This window comes from Bradyrhizobium sp. USDA 241, from assembly GCF_049739505.1.
Taxonomy (GTDB): domain Bacteria; phylum Pseudomonadota; class Alphaproteobacteria; order Rhizobiales; family Xanthobacteraceae; genus Bradyrhizobium; species Bradyrhizobium liaoningense.
Window position 1 is genome coordinate 4037228 of sequence record NZ_JBMGPZ010000005.1, and the last position, 12575, is coordinate 4049802.

The 12575-nt window shown below is 64.0% G+C and carries 11 protein-coding genes and 1 pseudogene; 5 read left to right on the plus strand and 7 right to left on the minus strand.

The window, feature by feature from the left end; all coding sequences use genetic code 11:
* Positions 1 to 12 precede the first annotated feature (12 nt).
* Positions 13 to 543: a gamma carbonic anhydrase family protein gene (locus ABIF91_RS41385; protein ID WP_028180892.1), complete on the minus strand. Its 531-nt coding sequence runs from the start codon at positions 541 to 543 to the stop codon at positions 13 to 15.
* Between the two features lie 79 nt (positions 544 to 622).
* The gene (locus ABIF91_RS41390; protein WP_028180891.1) at positions 623 to 952 is read right to left on the minus strand and encodes a DUF6949 family protein; all 330 of its coding nucleotides are present in this window, start codon (positions 950 to 952) and stop codon (positions 623 to 625) included.
* Positions 953 to 1174: 222 nt separating this feature from the next.
* Here ABIF91_RS41390 and ABIF91_RS41395 point away from each other — a divergent pair, with 222 nt between their 5' ends.
* The gene (locus ABIF91_RS41395; protein ID WP_028180890.1) at positions 1175 to 1882 is read left to right on the plus strand and encodes a hypothetical protein; all 708 of its coding nucleotides are present in this window, start codon (positions 1175 to 1177) and stop codon (positions 1880 to 1882) included.
* A gap of 222 nt (positions 1883 to 2104) precedes the next feature.
* Here ABIF91_RS41395 and ABIF91_RS41400 read toward each other — a convergent pair whose 3' ends face one another.
* Positions 2105 to 3004, minus strand: a complete 900-nt coding sequence (locus ABIF91_RS41400; protein WP_424579771.1) for a helix-turn-helix domain-containing protein — start codon at positions 3002 to 3004, stop codon at positions 2105 to 2107.
* Positions 3005 to 3199: 195 nt separating this feature from the next.
* Here ABIF91_RS41400 and ABIF91_RS41405 point away from each other — a divergent pair.
* The 3 genes and pseudogenes from ABIF91_RS41405 to ABIF91_RS41415 all read left to right on the plus strand — a co-directional run bounded on the left by ABIF91_RS41405 (position 3200) and on the right by ABIF91_RS41415 (position 6959).
* A pseudogene (locus tag ABIF91_RS41405) lies at positions 3200 to 5338 on the plus strand (molybdopterin-containing oxidoreductase family protein).
* A 95-nt stretch (positions 5339 to 5433) separates the two neighbouring features.
* Positions 5434 to 5646 (plus strand): ferredoxin family protein, encoded by a 213-nt coding sequence (locus ABIF91_RS41410; protein ID WP_244430964.1) that lies wholly within the window; start codon positions 5434 to 5436, stop codon positions 5644 to 5646.
* Positions 5643 to 6959 (plus strand): FAD-dependent oxidoreductase, encoded by a 1317-nt coding sequence (locus ABIF91_RS41415; protein WP_028180887.1) that lies wholly within the window; start codon positions 5643 to 5645, stop codon positions 6957 to 6959. Before ABIF91_RS41410 ends, ABIF91_RS41415 begins: the two co-directional genes overlap by 4 nt.
* A gap of 26 nt (positions 6960 to 6985) precedes the next feature.
* Here the strand turns inward: ABIF91_RS41415 and ABIF91_RS41420 are convergent, their stop codons facing one another.
* Together ABIF91_RS41420 and cysE are read right to left on the minus strand one after the other, a co-directional pair.
* Positions 6986 to 7204, minus strand: coding sequence for a DUF3126 family protein (locus ABIF91_RS41420; protein WP_007602550.1), 219 nt, complete (start codon positions 7202 to 7204; stop codon positions 6986 to 6988).
* Positions 7205 to 7338: 134 nt separating this feature from the next.
* Complete coding sequence (gene cysE / locus ABIF91_RS41425; protein WP_028180886.1) at positions 7339 to 8163, minus strand: serine O-acetyltransferase; 825 nt, start codon at positions 8161 to 8163, stop codon at positions 7339 to 7341.
* A gap of 279 nt (positions 8164 to 8442) precedes the next feature.
* Here cysE and ABIF91_RS41430 point away from each other — a divergent pair, with 279 nt between their 5' ends.
* Positions 8443 to 9798, plus strand: a complete 1356-nt coding sequence (locus ABIF91_RS41430) for a hypothetical protein (RefSeq protein WP_028180885.1) — start codon at positions 8443 to 8445, stop codon at positions 9796 to 9798.
* 437 nt (positions 9799 to 10235) lie between these two features.
* Here the strand turns inward: ABIF91_RS41430 and ABIF91_RS41435 are convergent, their stop codons facing one another.
* Complete coding sequence (locus ABIF91_RS41435; protein WP_424579772.1) at positions 10236 to 11579, minus strand: IS1380 family transposase; 1344 nt, start codon at positions 11577 to 11579, stop codon at positions 10236 to 10238.
* A 152-nt stretch (positions 11580 to 11731) separates the two neighbouring features.
* A complete protein-coding gene (locus ABIF91_RS41440) occupies positions 11732 to 12424 on the minus strand; it encodes a Crp/Fnr family transcriptional regulator (protein ID WP_424579773.1) in 693 nt (230 codons plus the stop codon).
* Positions 12425 to 12575: the final 151 nt, after the last annotated feature.

A 12575-nucleotide genomic window follows, 5' to 3' on the forward strand; every position in this document is an offset into this window, starting at 1 on the left:
CACCGCGATGCGTCAACCGATCCGCTTCAGGCCCTTCTTGAAGCGCGGGCCGTTGGCGACATAGAACTTGGCCGCGCCTCCCATTCGCTGCACCTGGGCGTCGTCGAGCGTGCGGACCACGCGTGCCGGCGAGCCGATGATCAGGGAACGTTCAGGAAATTCCTTGCCCTCGGGAATGACGGAACCGGCGCCGACAATGCAGTTGCGGCCGACCCTGGCGCCGTTCATCACGATCGAGCCCATGCCGACAAGGGCGCCCTCCTCGATGGTGCAGCCATGCAGGATGACATTGTGGCCGACCGTGCAGTTCCTGCCGACGTGAAGCGGAAAGCCGAGATCGGTATGGCAGGTCGAGCCGTCCTGCACGTTGGCGCCCTCGCCGATCTCGATCCACTCGTTGTCGCCGCGCAGCACGGCGCCGAACCAGACGCTCGCACCGGGCTTCAGGCGCACGCGGCCGATCACGGTCGCGGTCTCCGCGATGAAATAATCGCCGTCGGCGGGAAGATCGGGCGCCTGCCCGTCGAGCTCGTAGATCGCCATCAAGGTCTCCTGTCGGGTTGACCCAGCCATAGCGAAACGGCGGCCTGGAGGCAAAGGGCCGGCCGCTCAAAGCGCGGCGTCAGACCAGAATGCCGGCCGCGCGCAGCGTCATCAGAAAGAAGGTGCCGCTCATCATGCTCCAGAAGCCGGCGATGACGGTCGCCATCATCACGAATTCCACGCGGCGGCTTTCCACCTGCACGCCGCGCAGCGTGTTGCGCATGATGATGAAGGGCGCGGCGAACACCAGGAACGGAACCGCCGCGAAAGTTTTCGGCGCCACGCCATCCTGCAACAGGCCGAAGCCGGCGGGCCGCTGCGCGAGCGCCTGGTAGCCGTTCACGAGGGCGCCAGCGAGCGCGAAACCGATGCAGATCGAGAAGAAGGTATTGAGAGCTTCAGGTGTCATCGGAACAGTCCGCACTTCACGCAACGCCGGAGCCTACCTGTGACAAAGAGTGCCGGTTAACGCTACATTATCCTTAAGGGAAGGTTAACGCGGCCGGCCGGTCCACGCAGGGCCGTCCCCGCCTCCCGCAGCCGGGAATGCTCCGCGAAACAGCCCTCGCGTGGCATATTCGCCGCTGATTCGTCGGCCACCGGCCGACCTCCGGCTCGACTTGCGCAATTCATGACGGTGTTTTCGGCAGCTCCCCTCAGGTCTCCCCGCACGCGCACCCGCGCGCATGTCGTCCCGATCGTGCTCGCCGGCACTGCCGCGGCATGCGCGGTTGCGCTCGTCGCCTATTTGTTGTGGCCGACCTGGGGCAGCAGGGGCGCCAACGCCCCGGACAAGCTGCCGGTGAGCATCGGCGGCACGCTGTTCAACCTGCCGGTGACCGCGATCCGCATGAAGATCCAGCGGCACTCGGGGCCGCAGGAGCGCATCGATCTCGACTTCCTCTATCCCTCGCTAGAGCCGCCCGGCGCGCCGAAGCACGTCACCGCCGACACGGTGGAAGCGGCGGTGCAATCGATCGATCGCATCTTCCTGTCGATCGCGGCCCATCACGATGCGCTCTCGCCCGAGCAGCGGACGGCCACGATCTATCCGCGCTATCTCGATCAGGCCGCGACCATGCCCGTGGACGGGCTGACGATGCGGATGTTCCGCACCGACACGCCTTACGGCAGCGAGGATCTCTATTCCGCGGCAAACCCCGCGCTGGCCGCGCGCTGCACCCGGGATGCGGCCACCCCGGGCATGTGCCTGTCCGAGCGCCGCATCGGCGGCGCCGACCTCACCTTCCGCTTTCCACGGAGCTGGCTGTCGCAGTGGCAAGACGTGGCGAATGCGATGGACAGGCTGACGGCGCAATTGCGCGGGCCGCACAGCTGAGCTCGGCCGCTCGCCCGCAGCAAGATCGAAGCCTCCCTGAACAAAAACATCGAAACAACCCCATGCACAGTAGCCAAGCCGCTGCGCTTATTCGTATTTTTCGAAGTCAACTTTGACCCGTCGGGCATGGGGTGACGGTCGCGGAGGCGGCCGCGCAGCTCCGCATTCTCGACAAGACATAGCTCTTGCGGCCGCGAGATCCGCCCTCCCCTGACGGAGGCCTCAGTCCCGAACCTTCTGTGCCCGGTACAGGCTTGGCGTCGTTCCGACCGCCTTGCGGAAGGCGCGGTTGAAATTGGGCTGCGATGAAAATCCCGCGGCATAGGCGATGTCGACCAGCGGTCGATCGCTGGTGGACAAGAGCCGTTTGGCCAGATCGAGGCGCTGACGGCTGACATATTCATGCGGCGCGCTACCTGTCGCCGCCTTGAAGCTGCGGGAGAAATGCGCCGGGCTCATGCACGCCACCGACGCCAGTTCCTTCACCGTGAAATCGCGATCGACGGACGCCGCGATGAACTCCGTGACGCGCGACAGCCGCCTGGCGTCGAGCGGTTTCTGGACAGCATGGGGTTGCTTCAGCCGGACTGACGTCGCCGCATAGCTGTGCACCAGATGAGCCGACAGGGCCCGCCCCAGGCTCTCGACCAGGAGGCGGCCGGTCGATGTCTCATGTTCGAGCTCGCCGAGGATCCGGTCCGCGACGTGCTCGATGAAGATGTCGTGGTCGACGCTCTCGTAGCGGATCGACATTCCGGACGGGTCGATGTCGAGATCCCGAAGCATGGTGTCGTCGAACGGGTGTCCGGGAAGAAAGATATGCAGGCACTCCTGCATCTGGTTCTCGACGCGGATGAAATCCTCGCGGATGCCGGCCGGACACAGCCACACGGTGCCCCTTCTGCCGAAAGTGCGCTGCCGCATGCCTGCACCTTCCCGGTCGACGACCGAGTTGCCGCGCAGCAGGATCGCGATCTCGGTGTCGCGCGGCAATTGCGGCGGCAGATCGCCCGGATCATGGCTCCACCGCTCCGCGAGCAGGTGCGACCATCGCCGCTCGTTGGATGTCTGAAGCATTCTGCCGGTAACATATTTATCGACAGAATTGCCGAGCATACCCATCGTGTCTCTCCGTCAGATAACGCGATGTGCGGGTAAAGGTAGTGCCGGGTCCAGCAATTAGCATGCCAGAGACCGGCCCGGGCGTCCACCGGCCGAGAGCAGGCTGGGACAACAACACCGCACATTTTGAGAAGCCAGGCCGGGCCCGGCGACCGCATCCTTCGGATTGCCTCAAATCAGGAAGCGGAGAGATCCATGGCAAGGACCACGGTCATCGGCGCATGCCCCCACGATTGCCCGGACACCTGCTCGATTCTGACCACGGTCGAGGACGGCAAGGCAGTCGCCGTCCGCGGCAATCCCGATCATCCGTTCACGCGCGGACGGCTTTGCGTCAAGGTCAACAACTATGAGGAGCGCGTCTACAGCGACAAGCGCGTCCTGTATCCGCTCAAACGCGTCGGACCGAAGGGCACCAGGCAGTTCCAGCGGATCTCCTGGGAGGAAGCGCTCGCGACCATCGCCTCGCGCTGGACATCCGTCATTGCCGAGCACGGCGCGCAGGCGATCCTGCCCTACAGCTATCTGGGCACGCAGGGCATCATCAATGGGCTGAACGTCGGCGATCCCCTCTTCAACAAGCTCGGCGCGACGGTTCTGGAGCGCACCTTCTGCGATTCCGGCTCTTGCACCGCGTACATGATGACGATCGGGCACACGCCCGGCGTCGATCCCGAAAGCTTCGTGCACTCGAAATACATCATCCTGTGGGCCTGCAACACGCTGAGCACGAACTCGCATCACTGGCCGTTCATCGAGCAGGCGAAAAAGGCCGGTGCCAAGCTCGTGGTGATCGACCCCGTCCGCACCCGCACCGCACGCCTTGCCGACTGGCATATTCCGATCCGTCCCGGCACCGACGCCGCGCTGGCGCTCGCGATGATCCACGTCATCATCAAGGAGAATCTGGTCGATCGCGACTATGTCGACAAATACACCGTGGGCTATGACGAGCTGGCCGAACGGGCGTCCAGCTACACGCCCGAATTCGCCTCGCAGGAAACCGGCATTCCCGTCGACGACATCGTCAAGCTGGCGCGGGAATATGCGACGACACCTCCGGCCGTCGTGCGCATTGGCGTCGCGGTCGAGCGGCATGCCGGCGGCGGTCAGACCGTGCGCGCAATCGCGTGTCTTCCGGGACTGATCGGCGCCTGGAAGCACGTCGGCGGCGGGCTGCTCCAGCTCCCGATCTGGGCGTTCCCGGTCAGATGGGACGTACTGATGCGTCCCGATCTCCAGCCGGAGAAGATGCGCGTGCTCAATTCCTGGCGCCTCGGAGCGGCGCTGACGGGCGAACTCGGCTTCGATCCGCCGATCAAGGCGCTGTTCGTCTACAACGCCAATCCGATGGCGATGGTGACCGAACAGGGCAAGCTCGAAAAGGGACTGGAACGCGAGGATCTCTTCACCGTCGTCAGCGAGCACTTCCTGACCGACACCGCCAAATACGCCGACATCGTTCTGCCCGCGACCACGCAGCTCGAGCAGAAGGACATCATGTTCTCCTGGGGGCATCTTTATCTGTCGTACAACAACCAGGCGATCGCGCCGCTCGGCGAGGCCGTGTCCAACACCGAGCTGTTCCGCCGGCTCGCGCGCGCGATGGGCATCACCGACCCCTCCTTCTTCCCCCTCCTTCTTCCGGAGCGACGACGAGATCATCGGGGCCTCCCTCGACTGGAGCAGCCCGGTGCTCGCAGGCATCACGCTCGATGACGTCAGGGCCAAGGGCTATGCGCGCCTCAACATGCCCGCGCCGGCCGACTGGGCGCCGCACCGCGAGGGCAATTTTCCGACCGCATCGGGCAAGTGCGAATTCAGCTCGACCATCGCCGCCGGCGGCAACTTCGTGGTGCCGCTGTTCCGCCAGGGCTACAACGGCGATCAGGACGCCGCGCCGGTCGATCCTCTGCCCCACTACATCCCGCCGAACGAGAACCCGCGTACCGCGCCATGCTCGCAACGCGCTATCCGCTCAGCCTGATCTCGCCGAAGAGCCACGCCTTCCTGAATTCGAACTACGGCAACCTGCCGGCGCAGACTGCGCAGGCGGGCGAGGAACAGGCGGTGCTCCTCAATCCGGACGATGCGGCACAGCGCGGCATCGTCGCGGGCGCGCCCATTCGCGTGTTCAACGACCGTGGCGCGTTCGAGGCCTTCGCGACCGTTTCGGCCGACGTCATGCCAGGTGTGGTGGTGGCCCCGTCCGGCTACTGGCAGCGGTCCAATCGCCGGGGCGCGACGGTTCACGTGCTGACGCCTCCCGCCTTCGCCGACCTCGGCCGTGCCCCGACATTCTCGGACATCCTCGTTCAGGTCAGCGGGGCCTGACGATGACATATGTGGTCACCGACAATTGCCGCGGCTGCCGATACACCGAATGCGTGACCGTCTGTCCCGTGGAGTGTTTCCACGTCGACGACACCATGACCTACATCGATCCGGAGAACTGCATCGATTGCGGTGGCTGCGCGCCGGCTTGCCCGGTCGGCGCGATCGAGCCCGACTATCGCCTCGCCGCGGACAAGAAGTACTGGATCGACGTCAACCGCAAGCGCGCGGCCGAGACTCCCATCATCAGTGCGCGCCTGCCGGCCCTGCCAGGAGCCGATGAACGCAGGCAGGCGCTGGGCCGATGACGGGGTCCGCCGCAAACGAAAATCGCATCGCCGTCGTCGGTAGCGGACCGAGCGGCTTCTACACCACCGAGGCCCTGTTGCGCTCGGGCGTACCAGTGACTGTCGACATGTTCGAACGGCTCCCCGTGCCGTACGGGCTGGTGCGGTTCGGCGTGGCCCCCGACCATCCGAAGCTCAAGCAGGTCACAACGGCCTTCGACCGGATCGCCGCCATGCCCGGGTTTCGCTTCATCGGCGGCGTCACGATCGGAGACGACCTCACGATCGACGAGCTGCGCGAGGCCTATGACGCCGTCGTGCTCGCGACAGGCGCCGAACTGAGCCGGGCGCTCGATATCCCCGGCGAAGCGCTCCCGGGCAGCCACACGGCGGGCGATTTTGTCGCGTGGTACAATGGGCATCCACAGTTTGCGGATCTGCGGTTCGATCTTCATCATGAGACCGCGATCGTCATCGGCCATGGCAACGTCGCTCTCGACGTGGCGCGCATCCTCGCCAAGACCGCGGACGAGCTGCGCCGGACAGACATCGCGCGCCACGCGCTCGAGGTGCTGGCAGAGAGCCGGATCCGCGAAATCCACGTCGTCGGCCGCGGCGGACCGGCGCAGGCCAGGTTCACCGCAAAGGAATTGCGCGACTTTCTCGAACTCGGCACATGCGACACATGCGTCGACATGGGCAACGTCAGCTTCGATGAATTCGAGCCGCGATCTCCCGACGATCCGGAGCTGACCGAAAAATTGTCGTTGCTGCGCGCGTTCTCGCAGGCCGCCGTGACGAAGCCGCGGCGCTGCGTTTTTCGATTTGGTCTGTCACCCGTCGCGCTCCGAGGACGAGACCGCCTGGAGGCCATCGCGTTCAAGCAGGAATCGGGCGCTGTCGAGGACATCGCATGCGGCCTCTCGCTCAGCAGCGTCGGCCGGAAGACCACGCCGGTGGCTGGGGTTCCCTATGACGCGCATCGCGGCGTGCATGCGAACGTCGACGGACGTGTCGCGGTCGATGGTTCGGTGATCGAGGGCCTCTATGTCTGCGGATGGAGCAAGCGTGGGCCGAACGGCACGATCGGCACCAATCGCGGCTGCGGGATTGCGACCGCAGAGGCTGTCCTGGCGGATATCACCCATCGACGGCCGCGCTCGGATACGCCTGACGCACTGCTTGCGCGCCTGACCGGCCGCGTCGCACGCATCGTGAGCTATTTGGATTGGCGCACGATCGACGCGGCCGAGAGGCACAGGGGAGCCGCGCTCGGCAAGCCCCGGGAGAAGTTTGTCAGCATTCCCGACATGCTCGCCGCGATGGATGCGTGACTCCGAGGCGCCGCAGGGCGCCCGCTCTACTCCTGATCGACGAGATCGTCCTCGAGGATCGCCATCTGGAACTGGAACGAGCGATCATCGTCCTCGTCGTCGACGAAGAGGACGCCGATGAACTCCTCGCCGATATAGACTTCGGCGGAATCGTCCTTCTTCGGCCGCGGCACGACGCGGATCTTGGGATTGCCGAATACGCGCTTCAGATACGCGTCGAGCTTCCTTACTTCCTTGACGTCCACGGCAAGTCTCCAATCGAAATCTAACGTGGCGGGGTTTTAGGACGAGACGCGACGAACCGCCAGCATGAATTGCCAAAGAATTTGGGGACGACAAGGGCCGGAGAATCCGGCCCTTCACAACATCAAAGCCCGTCTCAAAGCCCCATGGCGTTGATCATCTGATCCATGGTGCGCGACGGCTCGGCGCAGCCGGCTTCGCCGACGATCTTGGCGGGCACGCCTGCGACCGTGACGTTGTGCGGCACCGGCTTGACCACCACCGAGCCGGCAGCGATGCGGGCGCAGTGGCCGATCTCGATGTTGCCCAGGATCTTCGCGCCGGCGCCGATCAGGACACCGTGACGGATCTTCGGATGACGGTCCTCGTTCTCCTTGCCGGTGCCACCGAGCGTGACGCCGTGCAGGATCGAGACGTCGTCCTCGATCACCGCGGTCTCGCCGCAGACGAAACCGGTGGCGTGGTCGAGGAAGATGCCGCGGCCGATGCGCGCGGCGGGATTGATGTCGGTCTGGAACACCGCGGAAGCGCGGCTCTGCAGATAATACGCAAAGTCCTTGCGGCCCTTCAGATAGAGCCAGTGCGCGAGGCGATGGGTCTGGATGGCGTGGAAGCCCTTGAAGTAGAGCAAGGGATCGATGAAGCGCGAGGTCGCGGGATCGCGATCGTAGACGGCGACGAGATCGGCGCGGAAGGCGTTGCCGAGATCGGGATCGTCGCGCAGCGCCTCGTCAAAGGTCTGGCGCACCAGATCGCCCGACAGCGCGGAGTGATCGAGCCGGTCCGCGACGCGATGGACCACGGAGTCTTCGAGGCGGCTGTGGTGCAGCACCGTCGAATAGATGAAGGTCGCAAGCTCGGGCTCGCGGTGGACGATGTCCTCCGCCTCGCCCCGGATCCGGTCCCAGATCGGATCGAGCGATGCGAGCTTTCCTCCCGGATTGACCTGATGCACTGCCATGCGATTTGCTCTCTCGAATTGGCCTCTCTTACCGGCTGTATAGCACAGTCTAGGCGACAAAGTCCTGACGGGCTTGCCTGAAAGTGAACAGCACCTTGCCCCGCGGGGGTACGCCAAGGCTTTGAAACACAAGCATTTTTTCTGACGCCCCCGAGCGGCAAGGCCGGCTCAAAGTGGTCAGAGTTCTGCCAAATTCAAGCGGGGCGGCATCAAACTATTGGTGAATTCTCTCCGAGCCGCTATTGCAGGCGAGGTCCGAACGAGGGGCACGGAACCGATTTGACCATCACCACCGATCAATTGCGCGCGCGCGCCGCTGATACGTTTTGGCTTCGGCTCGCGGCGGCGGCCCTGCCCCTCCTGATGATCGCGCCGGCGTTCTGGAACGGCTATCCGCTGTTGCAATGGGATACCGGCGGCTATCTGGCGCGCTGGTACGAGGGCTATCTCGTCCCCAGCCGCTCCACGGTGTTCGGCCTCTATTTGCACTATGGCGAGAGTTTTGGCTTCTGGATCAACCTCGCCGTCCAGTCGCTCGCGACGCTGTGGCTGCTGCAGCTCTGCCTGCGTGTGCTCTCGATGATGCAGACCTTCCGCTTCGTGGCGATCAGCCTCTGCCTGATCCTGTCGACCGCCCTGCCCTGGCTTTCAAGCCTGCTGCTCACCGACATCTTTGCGGGACTCTCGGTGCTGTCGCTGTTCCTGCTGGTCATCGGAGGACAGCGCACGTCGTGGCTCGAAAAGATCGCGCTGTTCGCCTTCACCGCCTTTGCGGCGGCGACCCACAGCGCGACGCTCGGCGTGCTGCTCGGACTTTGCGTCGCGGGCTGGATGGCACGGCCGCTGCTGGGCAACCGGCTTCCGCTCGCCGGATTGACGCAGGCGAGCCTCACCATCGTTGCCGGCGGCCTGATGCTGGTGTCGGCGAATTATGCATTGTCCGGCAAGTTGGCCTGGACGCCCGGCGGCTATGGCGTCGCCTTCGGCCGCATGCTGCAGGATGGCATCGTTGCGCCCTATCTCAACGACCATTGCCCGCGCGAACGCTACAAGCTCTGCCCCTATCGCAACGAGCTGCCGGCGACCGCCGACGAGTTCCTGTGGGGCAAGAGCATGTTCAACACGCTCGGCCGCTTCGATGGCATGAACGAGGAGATGGGCTACATCGTCGTGCAGTCGCTGAAGGACTATCCGGCCTGGCAAGCCGGCGCGGCGTTGCGCGCGATGGGACAGCAATTGCTGCATGTGGCGACCGGCGAAGGCACCAATGGCTGGATCCCGCACACCTACGGCATCATCGAGCGCTACATCCCCGCGCAAGTCGCGCCGATGCGGGCGGCGCGGCAGCAGCACTGGGACATCGATTTCGTTTACGTCAACTGGCTGCATGTCCCCGTCGCGCTGGCCTCGATGCTGGGGCTGGTCGCGCTGCTCGCCCATGCGCTCGCGAGCCGCCGGCTGGACGACCTGACCCTGCTGGCCGCGACGGTGACGCTGGCCTTGCTCGGCAACGCCTTCATCTGCGGCGTGATCTCGGGGCCCCACGACCGCTACGGCGCGCGGATGGTGTGGGTTGCCACCTTCGTGGTGCTGGCGGCGCTGGCGCGCCGCTTCGGGGATGACGTTAAAGCGTGATCAGATCTGGATGAAAATATCGTGCTTGGTTTCGTCCGAGCAGCGAGCGCATTCATCGAAAAGAAGCACCCAGAACTGACTCGGCGTTGAACAGCCTATCCGCGTCGGCAAAGCACCAGAGTCCGATAACAGCCCTTGGCGGACTATGGGCGCTCTCGAGCGAGCCGCTTGCACGTGTGCTCGTGGACCTGAAGCGGTCGTGGGGCTACCAGATTCACAAGCGGCTATAGATGGAAGCATCGGATGGTCCCCACGCTGGTGCTGCAGCTAGCCCGTCCTATTCGTGAGAGTGCGGCTTTTGGGCCCGATTGATGCGGCCGCACATCTTGTCTGACGAGGCGCACAGGATTGCCTTCGGCTTTTCGCCGCCTGACGACCGGTACTTTGCAACGCGCTTGAGGGATGGGTTGGGCGAACGGGGGCGGACGCCCCGCCGGTCAAGGACCGAGCGGCAGCAGCGCGCCGGGCAAGCCGCAGATCAGGTCGGCTTCGGGACATGCCGCGGCAAACGCAAGGCGAATGCGGCTCGTGGTCTCGACGACACGGGCGGCGATTTTCAAGAGCCGAAGACGCAGCGTCGCGAACTCGGCAGCGGCCAATTCCCGGACTTTGGGAATGGCGTCGCGCACGGTCAGCATCAGCCAATAAGCGGCCGTATGGAGCACGAGACGGACCTGGTTGGTGAGCGCCGAACGGCAGCTGGTGCGGTCGGAGGCGAGCTGCGTCTTATGCAGCTTGATCAGATTCTCGGCTTGGCCGCGCGCGCAATACAGGCTGTCGTAGATCCACTCGGCCGAGCCGACATCGAGGCTGGTGACGACGAAACGGATGTCGAGGCCGAGCATCGTCGCCTCAATACGGGCGACGGTGCGCCGTTCGCGATCCCAGGACTTTGCCTTGTGGCGCGTCTCGGTATAGCCACGCAGAACCGGCAGGTTCTCGATGGCGCGTCGGGTGCGGATGTCGTCGGCGACCTCGTCGACTTTTCTGGCGAGAGGCTTGGTGCCGGACAGACCGAAGATGTAGTCGATGCCGTTGGTCTCGCACCACGCCATGGCCTCCGGCCGGGCATAGTGCCCGTCGCCACGGAACGTAATTCGCGTGTTGTGCCACCGCGTGCGGATATGCCGTACCAGGCGGCGCAGAAGGGCACGCACCTCGACGCCGCCCGGCGTCTTGCCGGGCCTCAGCACGACCGCCACGGGACGGCTCTTCTCCGTGTCGTAGACGTGGATCGGCAGGAAGCAGCGTTCGTCATAATGAGCGTTGAACAGCGAGAGCTGCTGATGGCCGTGGACGACATCGCAGGTATCATCGATGTCGAGCGTGACGGATGCCGGCTCGCGCGGGTAGCTATCCATCCATGCGTCGACCAAAATGTAGGTCAGTCGGATCACGTCGCGCAGGCGCGGAGCATTCTCCAGCCGCGACAGCGTCGGTTGGGAACACAGATCGCGGCCCGTGTCCGGCAGCCGTCCGCAGGCCAGCTTGAATGCGGGATCGGACCGCAGATGATCGAGGTCGTCGGCGTCCTCGTAGCCGCAGCAGATCGCGAACATGCGCGCGCGGAACATATCGACAAGGCTGTGCAAGACCCGCGTCGGATCGCGCCGATCCGGGAACACCCGGGCCAGATTGTCGGCCAAGCCGAGACGCCGCTCGGCCATCGCCAGAAGCATCACGCCCCCGTTCGAGGTCAGGCGACCGCCATCGAAGGCAGCTGTGACTTTCTTGGCGTGAACGGCTGGAAACGAGAAGGGCGGAATCGTATCGTCGGTCATGGCGGGCGTGGCGTTCGCGGTTGAAGGTGATGGGGTGGCTTCGCAACCGAATCCTACGCCGCATCAGCGCTTTACACCACGCTCGCCAGCCCTCAGGCGCACTCTTACGAATAAGACGGGCTAGCCAGAGAGACAACGTCGGCGGGTTTAGCCTATTTCTGCTTTTCGGCACGCTTCCTGAGGTGAGGACTGTCGTGCAACACCACGTTCAGCAGAGAATTATGGACCTCCAGTGATCCGTTATATTTGATGAACCCAAGCTTGCGGAACTTGTTCATAAACATGCTGACCCGCGACCTCGTGGTCCCGACCATCTCCGCGAGTGTCTCCTGGCTTATCCTCGCTATGACCGGCTCGGGCTTACTTTCCTTGCCGAAGTTCGCCATTAGGAGGAGGACCCTCGCCAAACGTTTCTCGCTGGAATTGAACAGCTGGTCGACCAAGTCTTCCTCGACTCGGGCGTTCCTAGACAACAGGTGAGCCATGAACATCTCAGAAAACTTCGGCTCGTCGCGGAGCACACGCATGATAGCCGTCTTTTCGAGCCGCATGATGACGCATTCCGTCACCGTCACGACCGTCGCCACCCGCAGCGGATGCCCATTCAGGCAGCTCTCACCAAAGAAGTCCCCATTTCCGTGGAGGGCGACTACCGCCTCCTTGCCCTGCTCGGAGACGACGCAAACCTTGACCTTGCCTTCCTGTATGTAGAAGACCGCATCACCGGGGTCTCCCTGAGAAAAGACCTTCCGATTCTTCTGATACTTCGAAACGGTCCTCCCCCCGGACACGGTGTGGAGGAACACCTGGACGTCGAAGGGCCGCTTCTTCGTTGCCTTGGCCATACTTTCCGCCTTCAATTATTCGCTAGCATACATTCTAGGACAAATCGAACATCAAGAAAATTCCGATCGCGTGTCGGCGCGGTTGAGTTGCACGTGTTCCCCGCCGCCAAGTGAGCACTAACAGGCTGCTGCAAAACTGTTCTCGACGGCG